Annotated in this window: 12 protein-coding genes; 2 read left to right on the forward strand and 10 right to left on the reverse strand. The window is 39.5% G+C overall.

From position 1 onward, the window contains the following. Positions 1 to 2 precede the first annotated feature (2 nt). The 3 genes from FTV28_RS08065 to FTV28_RS08075 form a co-directional block, all read right to left on the reverse strand. On the reverse strand, positions 3 to 326 hold the full coding sequence (locus FTV28_RS08065) for a proton-translocating transhydrogenase family protein (RefSeq protein ID WP_168419150.1): 324 nt from the start codon (positions 324 to 326) through the stop codon (positions 3 to 5). A gap of 11 nt (positions 327 to 337) precedes the next feature. Further along, positions 338 to 1,465 carry a Re/Si-specific NAD(P)(+) transhydrogenase subunit alpha gene (locus tag FTV28_RS08070; protein ID WP_168419151.1) on the reverse strand — a complete coding sequence of 376 codons (1,128 nt, stop codon included), beginning with the start codon at positions 1,463 to 1,465 and terminating at the stop codon, positions 338 to 340. 455 nt (positions 1,466 to 1,920) lie between these two features. Continuing rightward, complete coding sequence (locus tag FTV28_RS08075; protein ID WP_179990036.1) at positions 1,921 to 2,148, reverse strand: hypothetical protein; 228 nt, start codon at positions 2,146 to 2,148, stop codon at positions 1,921 to 1,923. A gap of 199 nt (positions 2,149 to 2,347) precedes the next feature. Here FTV28_RS08075 and FTV28_RS08080 point away from each other — a divergent pair, with 199 nt between their 5' ends. Beyond that, complete coding sequence (locus tag FTV28_RS08080) at positions 2,348 to 3,271, forward strand: DMT family transporter (RefSeq protein WP_104852536.1); 924 nt, start codon at positions 2,348 to 2,350, stop codon at positions 3,269 to 3,271. Between the two features lie 94 nt (positions 3,272 to 3,365). Next, positions 3,366 to 4,556: an MFS transporter gene (locus FTV28_RS08085; protein WP_179990038.1), complete on the forward strand. Its 1,191-nt coding sequence runs from the start codon at positions 3,366 to 3,368 to the stop codon at positions 4,554 to 4,556. Positions 4,557 to 4,584: 28 nt separating this feature from the next. Here the strand turns inward: FTV28_RS08085 and FTV28_RS08090 are convergent, their stop codons facing one another. The 7 genes from FTV28_RS08090 to FTV28_RS08120 form a co-directional block, all read right to left on the reverse strand. Beyond that, a complete protein-coding gene (locus tag FTV28_RS08090; protein WP_179990041.1) occupies positions 4,585 to 5,229 on the reverse strand; it encodes a hypothetical protein in 645 nt (214 codons plus the stop codon). 488 nt (positions 5,230 to 5,717) lie between these two features. After that, the gene (locus tag FTV28_RS08095) at positions 5,718 to 8,291 is read right to left on the reverse strand and encodes an AAA family ATPase (RefSeq protein ID WP_179990043.1); all 2,574 of its coding nucleotides are present in this window, start codon (positions 8,289 to 8,291) and stop codon (positions 5,718 to 5,720) included. Positions 8,292 to 8,585: 294 nt separating this feature from the next. Beyond that, positions 8,586 to 11,687, reverse strand: coding sequence for a type I restriction endonuclease subunit R (locus FTV28_RS08100; protein WP_179990045.1), 3,102 nt, complete (start codon positions 11,685 to 11,687; stop codon positions 8,586 to 8,588). A gap of 10 nt (positions 11,688 to 11,697) precedes the next feature. Further along, on the reverse strand, positions 11,698 to 12,771 hold the full coding sequence (locus tag FTV28_RS08105; protein ID WP_179990047.1) for a DUF4917 family protein: 1,074 nt from the start codon (positions 12,769 to 12,771) through the stop codon (positions 11,698 to 11,700). Further along, positions 12,758 to 14,137: a restriction endonuclease subunit S gene (locus FTV28_RS08110; protein ID WP_368856240.1), complete on the reverse strand. Its 1,380-nt coding sequence runs from the start codon at positions 14,135 to 14,137 to the stop codon at positions 12,758 to 12,760. Before FTV28_RS08110 ends, FTV28_RS08105 begins: the two co-directional genes overlap by 14 nt. Beyond that, a complete protein-coding gene (locus tag FTV28_RS08115; RefSeq protein ID WP_179990049.1) occupies positions 14,134 to 15,537 on the reverse strand; it encodes a helix-turn-helix domain-containing protein in 1,404 nt (467 codons plus the stop codon). The genes FTV28_RS08110 and FTV28_RS08115 overlap by 4 nt, the downstream gene beginning before the upstream one ends. Next, on the reverse strand, positions 15,527 to 17,257 hold the full coding sequence (locus FTV28_RS08120) for a class I SAM-dependent DNA methyltransferase (protein ID WP_179990051.1): 1,731 nt from the start codon (positions 17,255 to 17,257) through the stop codon (positions 15,527 to 15,529). Before FTV28_RS08120 ends, FTV28_RS08115 begins: the two co-directional genes overlap by 11 nt. Positions 17,258 to 17,492 lie beyond the last annotated feature (235 nt).

Consider the following 17,492-nt stretch of genomic DNA (forward strand, 5'->3'; position numbering starts at 1 on the left):
CATTAGCCCTCTTTTTTCTTTGCTTTTGGTTTGAACATTTCCAGCATACGTGCCGTTACTGCGAAACCACCAAAAATATTGATACTTGCCAAGAACACAGCAATAGCACCCAGTACACTCACCACGTTAATGGTTTGAAAATCGACACTACCTTCTACACCCACCATTGGTAAGCCAACAGTTTGAATCATCGCACCCACGATAATGATCGAAGACAGCGCATTGGTTACCGCCATAAGTGGCGTATGCAATGCAGGCGTTACGCCCCAAACCACGTAGTAACCTACGAAAATGGCAAGGACAAAAATCGTTATTGTTTCAACCATGAGAGTTCTCCTTAACCACGCTTTAACAGTACTTGACCGTTATGGGTCACCAGCAATGCTTTCTGAATTTCTTCTTCAGGATTCAGTGCAAAGTTCTTGTCGTTATCAAATAATGTTTCAACAAAATTCAATACATTACGTGCATAAAGTGCAGAGGCTTCAGTCGACACTGTAGATGGAATGTTTGGGATACCCAAAATTTTCACACCATTGGCAGTCACAACCGTTTCACCACATTGTGAACCTTCAACGTTACCACCTGTTTCTACCGCCATATCTAAAATGACTGAACCCGGTTTCATCTTTGCAACAGTTTCAGCTTTGATTAAACGTGGTGCATCACGACCAGGCAATAATGCCGTGGTAATCACAATATCAGCATTAGAAACAGCTTTATCTACAATAACAGCCTGATCTTTAATGTATTGTTCACCTGGCATCCAGCCGTAGCCATTTTTGGCAGCATCTGCAGCTTTTTGCTGTTCTTCTTCAGACATTGGCACGTCTAGCCATTTACCGCCTAAAGACTCTACCTGATCTTTCGCAGTTGGACGCAAGTCAGTTGCTTCAACTACCGCACCCAGACGTTTTGCCGTTGCAATGGCTTGCAGACCCGCAACGCCCACACCCATGATCACAACACGTGCAGGTTTTACAGTACCCGCAGCCGTCATTAACATTGGGAACATGCGTTGGTATTCTGCTGCAGCCAACAGCACTGACTTATAGCCTGCCAAGTTGGCTTGTGATGACAACACATCCATATTTTGTGCACGTGACAAAGTACGCGGCAAAAGCTCTAACGCAAATGCAGACACCTGAGCCGCAGCAAACTGATCTAATTCAGTATTGCGGTAAGGATCAAACATCGCCACGACAGTGCTATTCGGTGCCAATTTCTGAATTTCATCACCCTTCGGGGCACGAACTTTCAAAATCATTTGACTGCCACGATAAGCATCATCTGTCAGGCTTGCACCCACTTGTTCATAAGCACTGTCGATATAAGCGGCTTTAACACCCGCACCACGTTCAATGACCACGCTATGACCCGCGCTAATCAACTTCTTTACTGTTTCTGGCGTCGCAGCGACACGATTTTCACCGACAACAGTTTCGGTTGGAATTCCGATCTGCATGAGCGTCCCTCAAGCTAGTTTTTCTTAAGTCAACATCGTGGATAACGATGCTTTCCCCTCAGGATAAGTTTTGTTGAATTTTTGGATTCTAATGCAACATTTTTAAATTACCACCCAATATTTATTTAATAAATACCCATATTTTGAACTGATGATTCATAAAAATATTGTTGCGAGATATAATTGATAGGTTTTGCTTCTTTAATATAAGTCTAATTATTCAGCAACAACCATATTTGGCAGGATCAAAACGACAGCACAGCAGTTTTGAGTTAGCAGTTCATCACATTTAAATGAATTTTGCATTGATCATTCTGACATGCATTTGGCTAAATTGGGAAAATCCGACTTAGACCCAAAAGATCATATATCTATACATTTGACCGCTAAAACTTAAAACTTCAATGCCAAATTGACTTTTCTGACAAATTTTATCGCTCGCTATACGTACTAATTTAGAGCCTATACCTCCCCATTAAAACCTTACAAATACCAACCTTTGCCTTATCAATAAAATCTAAAAGTGGCAGCAGCAAAACTTTTAAACCCTCTGTAAATTTATTCAGTGTATGTCTAAGTTGACCGCTATTATTATTTTGAATTTTTTTAAACATCATTTTGTCTGATGATGGATTTTGTGTGTTTTGTAATATTTTAAAAGTTTTTGCACTATTATCGTGCAAATCCCATTTACTCTACTTTTCACAAAATTTATGCCATCTCAAGCAGACCATCTGCATAAAATCGGCTATGCTTGCTCAAATACAGCACACACAGCTTGATCCATGCAGTCGCATCTGCCTTTATCTATCATGCAACTTGCATTTGTGTGCGCGGCATGTGTCACTTCTCTTGCATCCACCTTGCTCGACAGCATTTTTCATGATCAGACTTAACGCCACACAATGGGGCTCCATCTTTGCCTTATTTGCAGCCTTTTTGTTTAGTACCAAAGCCATTTTTATTAAACAGGCTTATGCGCTTTCACCGTTGGTCGACGCAACCGTACTCATGGCTTTGCGCATGGCAAGTGCCCTGCCTTTCTTCTTGCTGATTTGTTGGCTCAATCGCCATCACAGTCGCAACATCTCTACACGCAATTGGCTGTTGCTGATTTTTGCAGGTTTGATGGGCTATTATTTTTCCAGCTGGTTGGATTTTTTAGGGCTGATGTTCATTAGTGCCTCATTAGAACGCATTATTCTGTTTTTATACCCAACGCTCACCGTTCTGGCTTCGAGTGTGATGTATCGGCAGAAACTTAGCTGGTTGAGTCTGTTTGCAATTGCCCTGAGTTATGGCGGAACAGTGATTGTGATGTTACAGGAACAGAGCAATACTCCGCATGACACGTATTTTTGGTTAGGCAGTAGTTTAGTGTTCGCCAGTGCAGTGTGTTTTGCAGGCTATTTATTGCTGACCAAAAGCCTGATTCAGCATTTTGGCTCTTGGAATTTTACAGGTCTGGCTTTAAGTATTGCCTGCATCGGTACGCTTACGCATTACAGTTTGGTCACACCGAATCCACTGGGACTGGTGCAACAACTGCCTGTAGAAGTGCTAGGCTATGGTATTGCTTTAGGGATATTTGTCACAGTCTTGCCCACCTTACTCATGGCGCACAGTATCGCCCGTTTAGGTGCGGCACAATCGGCCATGATTGCTTCAATTGGCCCCATCTTGACGATTCTATTGGCCACAGCATTTTTAGGTGAACATCTAAATGGCATACAATGGTTCGGCTGCATGCTCAATATTGTAGGCGTGATGATGATCACCTTGTCCAAAAACAAGTTCTCTCATTAAGTTAAAGGCGACATCCTGCCACTAATGAAGTTGAATATTGGATTCAATCTTTGAGCTACTGCAACCCCGTTTTACCATTGACCTTAGGATAATTATGAACACTGCACCCGACATCAGCCAAGATAAAACCCTGCTCTGGTTGATGGCGATTGCCTGTGGCCTATGCGCGGGGGCCAATTATTATTGCCAACCGCTGATTTACTCGATTCATCAATCTTTCCAGATTCCGCAATCCCAAGTGGCATTGACGGTGACTTTTGCACAAGTATCTTATGCACTGGGTTTATTGTTTATTGTACCGATGGGCGATATTGTCAATAAAACCAAGTTCATCCCCTTGCTCATGTTCTTGGCATCGGTAGGTTTGTTTTTGTGTGCCTTTTCTAGCAATTTAAGCATGCTTTGGATTGGTACCATCATCACAGGGCTATTCTCTGTGGCGGCACAAGTATTAATTCCTTTTGCGACCATGACCGTAAAACCTGAAAAAATGGGAGAAGTTGTTGGTTTGCTGATGAGTGGTTTATTGGTCGGTATTTTACTTTCGACCAGTTTAGCAGGCTTGCTATCTAATTTATTTCACTGGAAAGTGATTTATCTGCTCAGCGGGATATTCATGTTGTGTATTGCTGCGGTACTTAAAGCACGTTTGCCTTTTATTTCTACCAGCAAACTCAGCTATTTGGCCGTGTTTCAGTCTATGGGCAAACTCATTTTAGAAGAACGTCGTTTGGTCTATCGTGCCTTGCTCGGTGCGTTTGCTTTTGCAGCGATGAGCGTGTTGTTTTCCACCATTGCAGTATTACTCAAATCCAGTTTTGGCTTAGCTGACTTTATGGTGGGCATTGTGGCAATGGTGGGTGTATTCGGTGCTCTTTCGACCAAACACGTGGGGAAAATTGCAGATCGTGGCTATGTTACAGCGCTGACGTGGGGTGGTTTGGCGCTATTGGCAATCAGTTGGGTCTTTCTATACAACGGACAATTTAGCTTATGGAGCTATATTCTTGGTTTTGGCTTAATTAACCTTGGGCTTGCCACCGTACACAGCAGCAACCAAAATGTAATTTTTCGCTTACGCCCCGATGCCAAATCGCGGATTAACTCAATTTATATGACCAGTTATTTTACTGGCGGTGCTTGTGGTTCTGCCTTGGGAATCTATGCATGGCAACACGGTGGATGGTTATGGAGTTGCCTAGTTGGTTTGTGTTTTGTTACCGCCGCAATGAGCTTTGCCCTACTCGACTGGCAGCATCAACGTCAACACACCGCCATGCCTTAAACGCTGCGATTACAATCAAGCAAGTCGCTTAAGACATTTGCATCACAGGGTAAAATGGCTGACTCAATTCCACATTTTCTAAATTTTCCAATAAGATTTGGATAAAACACGGCATCAACGCACACAGTAAAGTATTGGCATGGCTGAGTTGTTTGCGGTTGATTGCACTGTTATAAGTTGCACCACCTTGTAAAAGTTGCTGCTGTAACGTCAATAAGCGCTTAAACAAACATGCCAAAATTGTAGCTGAATCATGGATGTGCAATGCCTGCATAATCTGCTGTTTCTCTGCTTCATAATCTGCACGCCATTCAGCTTCAGTCATTTTTTGATTACGCCAATCCCAAAAACTTTGATACAAATAAGGGTTGCTCAGCAACACCTCTAAACTTTGTGGATATTTTTCCCAAATAATTCTCGCCATGCGCTGATCGACATCTTTTTGATACATACGCTGCACAAATTGCTGCAAGGTCTGTTGTGTATGCTCTGCCGTTTGACCTTGCGCATACAAGGCACTCAACGCCACCCATGCTGTCATAAATTGCATATCGACATCATCATGAAACTCAATGGCTTTTTTCCACCAACTTAAACTGCGCTGCATGCGTAAATTAAATGCCGTTGAAAATTCATTTTTCTTAGTTCGATAAATTTCTTCTAATACCAACATTTTATTTTCCCTCTTATGCTGCGTTATCCTATCTTTTCAACATACTAAAAAACGGCTACGCATACAAATACTGAGCAGTTCCGCTTTAGCATCTACGGTTGCGCTGCTTTGTTCATAGCGAACAAAGCAAAGTTAATGCCAATGGATGTGGGTTGGGGATACTGTCGATTTTCACTTAAACCCCGTATAATGCGCGGTCTTGTGCTTTTGTTTTTCAATTCAGGTGGGTTATGACACGTGCCATCCAAACTTTACAACCTCGCATTTCGGTTGCCCCTATGATGGATTGGACATACAAATAAAATTAAATATTTATTATCAATAATTTAGTTTAATGTAAAAATATTGTGGCGTAAAATTGGTGTAAATCATAAACCTTTCAAGAAAACATCAAATAACTTAGTGGGTCACAAAATACATATCCGTTATAATAAAAAATGGATAGTGAGTATCACCATCCATAATTTTTTTAAAAACAACAATTACTGCTAGCTAGCACTTTTTCGCTTATCTGAAAGCTCTTTTCTCCATCTTATTAGACTCTCAATATCTGAACGTAGCTCATTTTCTTCAGGAATACGTATTGGGATTTCTGTTGACTGACTATGTTCAAAGCATGAATACTTAGTCATCAATTGTTCTATAAATATACAATCATCTTTTTCAATCAATGCTAAAGAATGTATTTTATTATCTGTTGTGATAGATCGACGATGTCTTCTTACAATTGAATTCAATAAGTCATCTTCAACACTTTTCTCTAATAATTTCCTAAAATCGCTACAAATGGCTTGAGCTAATTGTCGATAAACTTCTACTCCAGATTGTTGGCCTATCTTAGAAGCATCCCTTAATCTATCTAGAAGAATATTATTAGCTGTTTTTGTATTAGAATTCCAAGTTTGCTGATGTGCAGGATGTCCCACACTCCCATTAAAACTCTCAATACATAATGCCGAGAAATGGACCTTATGCCATTGTTCACCATTTTTCTTAGATACATCTTCCATTGTGCCAAAAAGTGATAGACGATGTGTAAATATAATAACTTGGCGTTGTTTGGCTAAATCTGCTAAACGGGAGGCCACATGCCATTCATAATCATGATCTAAGGAGGAAATTGGGTCATCAAATATAAATGGAGCCAAATAAGGCTTATTGACTACATCTGCTAAGAAAGCTGCTAAAGAAATTATTCTACGCTCCCCTTCACTTAAAACTGATTCTGGTAGTAAGTTTTGATTAGTTGCCCCCTTTAATTGAATTTTATGAAAAACTTCCCCTCTCGCTGTTCTCGCTTTTATTAACTCAACCTTTAAATGATGTGCCCCCAATAATCGTAATTCGTCATTGAAACGCCGAATATATGCTTCAGTAATAGCTCTTTCAGAAATTGATGCGGCTTTAGTGGAAATATGTCTAGGATTTGTTAGTGACTTCCACAACTCGTACTGCTTATGATTTCTTAATCTAAGTACTTCTTGCTTTATTGATTCAACTTGCTGACTGGCCCACATCTTAGCTTCTAATTCTAACTTTTGCTTATTAGCCAGAACTCTATCAAACTCTGTAGCATCCTGATCAAATTGATTTGCCTCTCGATTTAATCGATCTGTATATTCATTAAGATCAACTATTACTTTTTGTACTTCGGAAATATCGCTAAGTACCCCCTGCTCTTCATGAGCATTAAGAACCAAACTATTATTCTTAATTTTTAACCAGATACCCCCCAAACAATTTAACCAATCGTCAGTACCGATTCCCGCAGCCTCACATTGAGTTCTTATTTGTTGATCCGTTAAAGCTAAAGGAAGTTGGGCAAGGCTAGCTTTATAGGTTTTTTCTGCATTTGCAGCATCTTGTTCAAGAGTACTACATACAAATTTTTCAAAATTTTGTAGTCGTTCTTTTGCCTCAAGATTAAGCTCTTGATGGCAAAGTAAACATTTTGCATCATCCGTAACTGGAAATTTTTGTTCTGAATATACCACTTGAGAATACTTTCTAGCAGCGCTCCACATTGCTCGCCAAGTATCACCACCTACCCCAGTTAATTCACCAGCTATATTCTTTGCTGCATCTAAGGCAACTTGGCGCTTTTGCACTACATCTTGTTTAAGAAATCTAAGCAATTCGATATTTGAAGAGCTTAGCGAGTGTTGTGCCCCTTCAAGTGCTTTAATAATTTCCTTCACTTGTAAGGCTGTTTTTCTTCTTTGCTTCGCAAGTTCAGTTGGATTATCTGTACTCAACCTTAAATTCAAATTATTGAGTTGCTGTTGATCATTTTCAGACCATAAAGTAAAGCTCTCTAGGAATTTATCATTCGTTTGGTCATTTAATGCATTCAACTTAGTAGCTATTTCTGTTGAATAGAATTGACTAGGAAGCTTTGGTAATTTACTGAAAAGAGTATCCTGCTCGGTTTGTAGTATATCCTTTACTTTTGAGCAAACTTTTGCCAATTCTGCAAACAAGGTAACTGCTGGAGGCGTATATGTAGCAGTACTCTCTTTGGTTAAATAATAATTTGCTTCTTCACTATCAAAAATATCAATTGAAACGAGGTCATCTAAACATGACTCATGAGCACCCCACTTAATTTCTTGCTCACTCCCATCTATATCAATTACAAATGTACAATGACTAAGATCCGGTGGCGGCAAAAAAACATTTGATTTTAAATTCTGTGCTCTTGGGACTCCTGATACTTTTTTTAATATACGTGTATAGCTCGACTTACCTGAACCATTATGTCCATAAATTACACTTAAATTCCCTTTTCCAAATGTTAAGGGGCTTTTAGGAGCTAAGTTTTCTATACCAACAACTTCATTGATAGCTTTTAGACGCAATTCATTTTTGATTTGGTTTCCAGTCAAGTCATCATAAGTTCGGTGAGTTGTTACCGCTTTGCCTTCGGGAGTTTTTATTAGTATGCATAAATCCTGATAGTCATTATCATCAAGCTGACCTTTCTGAAGTATTCGTATCGCCGCTTCTTGTAACCAATCGGCTTGTGTTAATAGCCATTTTTTAATCTCAAGTTCAATTATCATAATTCACCCCACTTAATATTTATGCTTTAAACTGTTTAAATATAGCTAAATTCTAAAAAAATCAGCACATAAAAATATCTGTAAAACACCATTTCCTATGGTTTTAGGTATGATGATAAATTAATTATTCAGCTATAAATTCTTTTAAATTTAGAAATATCAAACTAAATCTTAAATTCCAGATACTTAAATATATTCTTTTATCACATGTAAAACCAATTAACTTCCAGATTCTGATTTTCCAATGTTAAAATAAAGTTAGCGTACTAACACAGCAGAGTTAATACACTTCCTTTATTTTGTCCAAGCATTCGACAATTGCTCAGCCTGCTTCATCACCAACTCAATCGCTTCAGCTGCTTTATCAGGTGGATACTTCCAACGCTGTAAAGTACGACGTACTAATATTTTCAGCTGAGCACGGACACTGTCCCTAACCTGCCAATCGACGGTCGTTGACTTCCTGAGCTTTTCGGTAATCTCTCGTGCGATCTGTTTCAACGTATCGTCTCCAAGCTCTCTGACAGCACTTTCATTGTTTGCCAAAGCATCATAGAAAGCGATTTCATCAGGATTCAAACCAAGTGAAGCTTCACGCTGCATCTCTGCCTGAAATTCTTTTGCCATTTGAATGAGTTCTTCAATGACCTGAGAAGTTTCAATCGCTCGGTTATTGTATTTCCTCAAGGTTTCCTGCAAACGGTCAGAGAAGCGTTTTTCCTGTACCACATTGTTTCGTGTCTTTGCCTTAATGCCATCATTGAGTAACTTTTCCAACAGTTCAACTGCCAAGTTACGGTATGGCATCTGCCGTACATCTTCTAAGAACTCATCTGAAAGCAAGCCAATGTTGGGTTTATCCAAACCACACATTGCAAAGACATCTGTTACGCCATCAGCAATGACAGCATTATCCAGAATCTGTTTTAGCGTACTGTCCTTTTCAGCTTGCGACAGTTTACGATCTACAGAGGTATGCTTGCTAATGACCGCTTTAATGGCTGAGTAAAAGGCAATTTCTTTGTGCAGGTTCTTCGCTTCATCCAAGGTGCTGCATAAAGAGAAGGCTTTATTGATTGCCAGAACTAAATCAAGAAAACGCTTTTTACCATCCTTCAAGCTCAGCACATAGTTAGCTGCGGGGATAATCAGTCGGTGTGCCTGAGTTTCGTAAGCACTTAAATCCATGCCTACCTGTTCATTGGTTTTGGCAAACATTCCTCGTATGGCATCCATCTTTTCAGCAAGAACTGCATAGGCTTCTTCTGCACGTAAAGTCGGCTCACCTTTACCTTTGGCATCGGTATAGGTTTTTAAGGCTTGCTTCAATTCATTAGCAATGCCGATATAGTCAACAACTAGTCCACCCTGCTTATCTTTAAAGACACGGTTCACACGTGCAATAGCCTGCATGAGGTTGTGTCCCTTCATCGGTTTGTCGATATACATGGTATGCGTGCATGGTGCATCAAAACCTGTAAGCCACATATCGCGCACGATCACTAACTGCAAAGGATCATTCACATCTTTAAAGCGTTTCTCAAGACGTTTTTTGACTTGCTTGTTATAAATGTGTGGCTGTAACAATGGTTTATCTGAAGCTGAACCCGTCATCACAATTTTGATTTTGCCTTTTTCGGGATCAGGGTCATGCCAATCTGGACGTAGAGCAATAATTTCATTATACAAATGTACACAGATTTCGCGGCTCATGGTCACAATCATGCCTTTACCCGCCGTGGCTTCGGTACGGGCTTCAAAGTGTGCGACTAAATCCGCAGCAATCTGTTTCAGCCGTGGTGTGGCACCCACCAGCTTTTCTAGTCGGCTCCATTCGCTCTTAGTCTTTTCTCGGTTACCAACATCTTCTTCATCTTCTACAACCTCATCGACTTGATCAGATAACTCTTCAATCTCAGTCTGATTAATATCTAGCTTTGCCAAGCGTGACTCGTAGTAGATTGGGACGGTTGCACCATCATCGACGGCATCCTGAATATCATAAATGGAAACATAATCTCCAAAGACAGCTCGAGTGTCTTTATCTTCACTTGAGATCGGAGTTCCAGTAAAGCCAATAAAAGCAGCGTTTTTCAAGGCATCGCGCATGTGCTTGGCATAGCCAAACTTGTATGTGCCATCGTTACCTAGTTTTGCTTTCAGACCATATTGGCTACGATGTGCTTCATCTGACATCACAACAATATTGTGGCGTCCATTCAATAATGGATGTTCACTCTCACCATCTAGCAATGCGAACTTTTGTACTGTGGTAAAGATGATGCCACCAGACTCACGTTCAGCTAAAAGCTGTCTCAGCTCATCGCGGTTATTGGCTTGTACTGGGGTTTGTTTTAATAAATCTTGAGCATTGCTAAAGGTTTCAAAAAGCTGTCCATCTAAGTCATTACGGTCAGTGACGATTAACAAGGTTGGGTTGCGCATAGCAGGCTGCTGTAAAAGTTTACCTGCATAGCAACACATGGAGATACTTTTACCCGAGCCTTGGGTATGCCAAACAACGCCTGCTTTTTTGTCCCCTGTCGGATTGGCTGCCGCAATGGTCGCTTGTACGGCTTCTCTAACCGCATGGAATTGATGATAGCCTGCAATTTTCTTAATGGTCTTTTCGCCATCTGTTTCAAACAACACAAAGAATCGAATGTAATCGAGAAACAATTCTCGATCAAAGAAACCTCGAACAACTGTCTCTAACTCCCATTCTAAAGCGGGTTTATCATCTTCATTCTTGATTGTACGCCACGGTAAAAAGCGTTCCTGATTTGCTGTCAGTGAACCGACACGTGCTGTTACGCCATCACTTACAACTAAAGCTTCATTAAAGATAAATAGATCTGAAATTTCTTCTTTATAGGTTTGCAACTGGTTAAAGGCATCCCAAATATCCGCGTTTTCATCAGTTGGGCTTTTTAGTTCCAACACCGCAAAGGGAATACCATTGATAAAGCAGATGATGTCGGGACGTCGAGGTTGTTTAGTACCTAGAATAGTAAATTGATTAATCGCCACAAATCGGTTTTTATGCACATGGTTGAAATCCACCAAGAAGGCATGGTCATGTACCCAATCGTCCTGTTTCTTATAGGTGACAGGTACACCTTCCAATAACATACGGTGGAAAGCACGGTTATTAATGACTAAATCCAAACTTTCAGGCTTGCTCAGTTTTTGCCAAACCTGCTCAAAACAGCTCTTAGGCAAGTGTGGATTCAAGCGTTCAAAGGCAGCCTGTATATCACTTTCAAGTAAAACTTGTTTAAAGTCCTTGCGTAAAGGATTGCTACTATCAGGTGCAATATCTATACCATGAACGACTTCCCAGCCATTCTCTAAGAACCAATCGAGGCAGAGATTTTCTAATTGTGTTTCATTCATGATTTAACTCTTAATTATTCCAACAACCCACACTTTGGGCATTAAAAAACTTAATATTTTCTTCATCAATATGCTTAGCAGTAGACATTATTCTCTCTACAATTTCTTTTATTTCTCGATCTATTTGTTCATCCTCTTTATTGCCTTTATACACAGATACAGCGATCTGTTGATAAGTTCCTCTAGCAATCTGCTCTAGAATGTGTGTGTCTTGCTTACCTATACCCCAACCATAAATAACCAAAGAGTCCCCCCCATTAGGAAGTTCCTCATGGATAACATAAGAAAGGTAATTAGATGAGCTAATTACTTCTAACTTTTCCTGATAAGTACCTTCACTAACAAACAGTGGAATTGAATTATTTTCTTGCCAAAAATCTGCAATGTTTTCTAAAATCGAGTTATAAATTGCTTTGTGACCTTGGATTTTCCCCTCTTGACTTTTGGTTCTATGCAGAATTAAATTTCCGTGTGGATAAAAGACTAATGTAGCTGAATTATTACCATTGTAAGGTTTTTTCAATATTTCAATTCTGCTTTTCGCAAATACTTTAGAATTAGAAATTAATGAATCAGATGTAATAAATCCATCTTTTAAGACATTTTTATATTGATCATTATATTCCAACATTGACCAATAAATAATTAAATCATAATTAAGACTAAATACAGTCTTAAAATGAGAAAGATATTTACCTACCAAAAAAAGCTGACCCTTTAATTCTCTATGATTAGGATGAATATCTTTAACTGCTTTAAGTAAGGCTTTTTGTATTAAGTTATAACCATCTTTTATTTTTTGTTTTTCTTCATCAGAAACACTAAATAAATGATTAATATAATTAGCTTGCCACAATCGATATAAGACTCTCTCAAAGTCATGACTATCTTTATAAAATTTAGAGAAAACCTGTTGGGTCGCCTGATCTAAATTTTCTTTTTCTCTGGCTTTTTCATAAAGTGACTCGTAAACAAAATTATTGCTTAGAGCCATACTCCCACCGTTACCTACCAGCAAAGAGTCCGTAAATTCGTCTTTTATCTCAGACCATTCATATATTCTCGGCATATCAAAGGTTTTCAACTTCAACCTCACCCGACAATAATTTTGGTAAAAGAGTATCTCTACTTTGATTTAAAAAATTATTTATTGAGCCGTTTTTTAGCCAATATTGAAATATAGAATCTGTATTCTTAATAAATAAATTGATTAATTCAAAATTTGGAACAATTATGCTTGTTGACTCAATACCACTAGAGCTGATATTAGGTTGAGCACTTCCCTGGGCTGTACCAACTATCTGCTCAAAATATTCTTTTCTATTAAACAGACAGAATAAGAAGTAACTAATTTTACCTCCAAATTTTTCTGACTCAAACTTTGCGACCCGTTGATTTAAATAAATAGATTTACCGTGTGTATTTACTAACCCAATTTTTCCAACGGTTGCCCCCGTCATTGCCATAACTAAATCACAATCATGCAACATGAATTTTGCAGCATTCCGAGCAGTTTTTTCGTCAATGCATTGTGTACCTTGAATATCAACTTTACCATCACCTGTAATATTCTTAATTTTAATTACAGGATAACCTTTCTCCACAAACTGTGAACCTTTAAAAGCATACCCGCCTTTTGCAGTCGCAATATCTTCAACGCAACCAACCTCCCACCCCTTCGGCACTTCTCCTAACTCACTCTCTACCAACTCATCAGGAAACAACGCAGCAGTTGCTTGTAACTCAGCAAAATCATCTTCAGCCATTTGCTGAAGCTCTTCTTCACTTTTACCACTAATAGCACACATGGCAGCAAGTTCAGTGTCTTTGCCTTCCTGCTTAGCTGCAATTTTGGCGCGTACAGGCTCAAAGTCGATAAACCAACTTTTAAAAATGGCTTGAGCCATAGATTCTAAATTTTGGTTAATTTGGTTATTTAATTCAATTTTACAATCTAGTGAATCTAATACTTGAACAATATTATCTTGATCAACTTTATCAGGTAATTCAATTACAACTTTACTAAAGTGCCCCTTATTTAAGATAGGAGTTGCTGAGCCACCTGCAATACTCTTCAATTCCTCCTGTTTTAGACTTAAAACATAATAAATGTATTTAGGATTATGTTTACTAGCATCAACAATAATAGTATTTATTTGTTGATTAGTTACAGAATCCTTTTTTAAAAGTATAGCTTTTCCCATATCTGAACCAATACACGAAACAGCTACACTATCTTTAGGAACAAGATAGTTTTTTAATGATTGCCTTCCTGCTTCAGATAGATAACGCTCAGTGGTTTCTATCCACCTTCTACCATCCATGTCTTTAGGTGTTACAAATGGAATTCCAGATGAACTAAATGCTCCGATAACATTAGAAGATGGCGTTTTACCTGTCACTATTTGACCAATTTCTTCCAACATGATTTTTTGGAAAATTATACTCACACATCCCCCCCAAATTCTTTCTTAATCATCCAATAGCCACGAGTTCCACCCATACGCTCAAGCCAACCTGCATCTTTTAAATGATTCAGATGCTTTTTCACTGCTGACTCATTAATACTGAGCTGCTCCGCCATAGCACGATAGGAAATTTTCGGGTTCTGTTGAATTAAAACTAAAATCTCTTTTTGACGATCTGTCAATATACTTTCTTGGATTGAGCCACCTATTGAGCCACCTATTGAGCCACCTAATTCCTCAATCGAAGGACGATAAAAATCCCAATCGACAAAATCACCTTGTGCTTTCAGTTGAGGTTCTGCATTGCCTGCCTGTAAACAAAGATCTTTAATACGGGCAATACCACTGCCCCACTGCTCGATATAACCCAGCTCTTTAAACACACGCGCCAAAACACGGTTACGAATCTCTGAACGACCTTGTGCCAAATCTTCTTCAGTCAGTCCATTTGGCAAACCACCCGGCGATACAATATTCAGGATGTCATCATAAATGCCGACCTTAATATCACGCCCTGCATTGCTATAGTCACGATGCAACACTGCATTCACCAAGGCTTCACGAATGGCTGGGATTGGAATTTCAAAACTTTCTGTACGCTGCAAACCTAAAATTTCTGCCCGTAGATGCAGATGATTCTTGATGAATTGCTCTGTTTGCTTCAACTGACTAAATAAGTCTCCACGGTATTCTTTTTTATCCAAAAACACTGTCATGGTCGTGCCTTTAAAGCGGCTGCATTTGATTTCAACCTGCTCATAAAGCCCCAACAAAATGAGTAACCCATGACTAGGATAATCCTGTCCATTCTGCTGAATGATCAATTTAAGATTCCGCATCTTTTGCAAAGACAGCTCTTTACCCACCTCAGCAAAGGCTTGCTTTAAAGGTTGTAAATCTATGTCATCTAAACTGTATTGCGGATTCGGCTGTTCATCAAAGGTCTGGTTCAGACGTTGCAATTCAAGTTGCTGAATATATTCAGGCGATGCCACACGATTGCTTGCACCTAAACGGATATACGTCCCCTGTGCCTTGCCTTGCGGCTTGAGATAATAAGGCAATAATGAACCACGGCTGACTTCAATCACCAGCAACTCTATGCCTTGGATATTCTCGATATAAATATACGGCAGAATGTTTGGCATACACAATTCATTGATCATTGAGGTGATCTGATCTTGCAACTCAAAAATATCATCTTGAATACCTACGAGTTGGCGATCATCACTTACACCCACTACCAATTTACCACCACTGGTATTGGCAAAAGCAATCAGGGTCTTTGCGACCTGTTGCCCTTTCGGTAACTGCTCTTTAAATTCAAGGGTTTGACTTTCACCCTTCTGAATTTCCAGCAATAAAGAATGATCAGAACTCATAGCCCAAGCCCTTTAGGTTCTTTTTAATCTCACTTTCCAAGACCGCACTTTCAGCAAATTGTTCTTTGAGCTGAGCGGTCAAACGCAGCATTTTCTCAGCGAATGGCTCGCCATCATCTTCCTGCTCGACTGCACCCACATAACGTCCTGGAGTCAATACATAGTCGTGCTTTTGTATATCTTTTAACTCAGCAGAGAAGCAGAAACCTTTCTCATCTTGATAGGCTTCGCCTTCAAAATTTTCGCCTTGTTGCCAAGCATGTAAAGTATTGGTGATTTTAGCAATATCCGCATCGGTAAAGTCACGCAGTACGCGATCTTTCATATAGCCCAAATTACGGGCATCGATGAACAGAGTCTTGCCTTCACGGTTGGCTTTCTTTTTATCTAAAGACAAGCCATTCTTTTTGTCCTTGGTTAGAAACCAGATACAGGCTGGAATTTGCGTGTTGGTGAACAGTTGTCCTGGTAATGCAACAATACATTCCACTAGATCGGCTTCGATCAGGTTTTTACGGATTTCACCTTCATTGTTGGTATTGGAACTCATTGAACCATTGGCAAGTAACAATGCCATACTGCCTGTAGGTGACAGATGGTGCAGCATGTGCTGCATCCAAGCAAAGTTGGCATTGCCTTGTGGCGGTGTACCATACTTCCAACGCACATCATTTTCTAGAGAAGCATGCCACCAATCCTTGATATTAAAAGGCGGATTGGCCATAACAAAGTCAGCACGCAAGTCTGGATGCTGATCCTCTAAAAAGCTGTCTGCATTCTTTTTACCGAAATTAAAATCAATCCCACGAATCGCCATGTTCATAGCAGCCAATTTCCATGTAGTCGGATTGCTTTCCTGCCCATAAATAGAAATATGCTTTTTCTGTTCGGAGGCTTTGTAATGCTTTTCCTGAGCATGTTGTTCAATAAATTTTTCACTGGATACAAAGAATCCACCTGAACCCATTGCAGGGTCATACACACGACCTTTATAAGGCTGCAACATTTCAACGATTAAGGTGACGATACTTTTAGGCGTGTAGTACTGCCCACCTTGCTTCCCTTCAGCCAAGGCAAACTGTCCCAAAAAGTATTCGTAGACATGCCCGAGGATATCTTTGCTGTGCAGACTGAGTTGCTCACCGTTATATTCTGGATTAGTAAAACTGGTGTCAGAAAAAGTATTGATCAGATCAAGTAGCTTGTCATTGTCCAGCTGATACTGTCCAATACGATTCAGAATACCTTTTAGTTTTGGATTGGCTTTTTCAATTTCATCAAAAGCATTATCAATCAACCAAGATACAGAGCGTAACTTCACGTCCTGTCCTTGCTCATCCTGCCAAATGATTGCGCCAATTGGTAAAGCTGCTGCATTGCGGATACTTAACCAACGTGCTGCTTTGGGCACCCAAAATACGTTTTTTTCTTGGTAGTAATCCAGTATTTCTAGTTCGTCAGCAATAGCCTGTAGGTATTCTTCATCGCTATCATAGTGATCACGTGCCATGTAGTAGATATTGTTGTCATCTTGATGAGCGAATAAAGTCTTGAGCTCAGACTGTCGTTCATCAAAAGCATCTGAAACGTACTTTAAGAAAATCAGCCCGAGAACAATATGCTTATAGTTGGCGGCATCTAGACTGCTGCGTAATTTATCGGCGGCTTTCCAAAGCTTGTCATCTAAGTCATTTAGAAATTTTTGTTCCAATGAATGCATTTTATTTCCTCAATCCACGATCAACCGCTTTGGTTTTATACTTAATGTTAAACAATGTTGCTAAGTTAGCATATCTATGACTTATTAAAAGTCATGCACTTAACAAAAAAATTAGGAATTAATTCAGGCTTGTCATTTTAACGAGATAACCATAGCGAATATAGTCCTTTAACAACTGCTACGTCTTATAATGTCGTAAAAAAAGAGCAACCTAGAAAGTTGCTCTTTTCCAACC

Source organism: Acinetobacter sp. YH12252, from assembly GCF_013417365.1.
Taxonomy (GTDB): domain Bacteria; phylum Pseudomonadota; class Gammaproteobacteria; order Pseudomonadales; family Moraxellaceae; genus Acinetobacter; species Acinetobacter towneri.

What these genes read in the sequence shown, in the direction of transcription:
- FTV28_RS08065 (WP_168419150.1), bottom strand. Translation starts at nt 326, where the DNA reads ATGGTTGAAACAATAACGATTTTTGTCCTTGCCATTTTCGTAGGTTAC.
- FTV28_RS08070 (WP_168419151.1), bottom strand. Translation starts at nt 1,465, where the DNA reads ATGCAGATCGGAATTCCAACCGAAACTGTTGTCGGTGAAAATCGTGTC.
- FTV28_RS08080 (WP_104852536.1), top strand. Translation starts at nt 2,348, where the DNA reads ATGATCAGACTTAACGCCACACAATGGGGCTCCATCTTTGCCTTATTT.
- FTV28_RS08085 (WP_179990038.1), top strand. Translation starts at nt 3,366, where the DNA reads ATGAACACTGCACCCGACATCAGCCAAGATAAAACCCTGCTCTGGTTG.
- FTV28_RS08090 (WP_179990041.1), bottom strand. Translation starts at nt 5,229, where the DNA reads ATGTTGGTATTAGAAGAAATTTATCGAACTAAGAAAAATGAATTTTCA.
- FTV28_RS08095 (WP_179990043.1), bottom strand. Translation starts at nt 8,291, where the DNA reads ATGATAATTGAACTTGAGATTAAAAAATGGCTATTAACACAAGCCGAT.
- FTV28_RS08100 (WP_179990045.1), bottom strand. Translation starts at nt 11,687, where the DNA reads ATGAATGAAACACAATTAGAAAATCTCTGCCTCGATTGGTTCTTAGAG.
- FTV28_RS08115 (WP_179990049.1), bottom strand. Translation starts at nt 15,537, where the DNA reads ATGAGTTCTGATCATTCTTTATTGCTGGAAATTCAGAAGGGTGAAAGT.
- FTV28_RS08120 (WP_179990051.1), bottom strand. Translation starts at nt 17,257, where the DNA reads ATGCATTCATTGGAACAAAAATTTCTAAATGACTTAGATGACAAGCTT.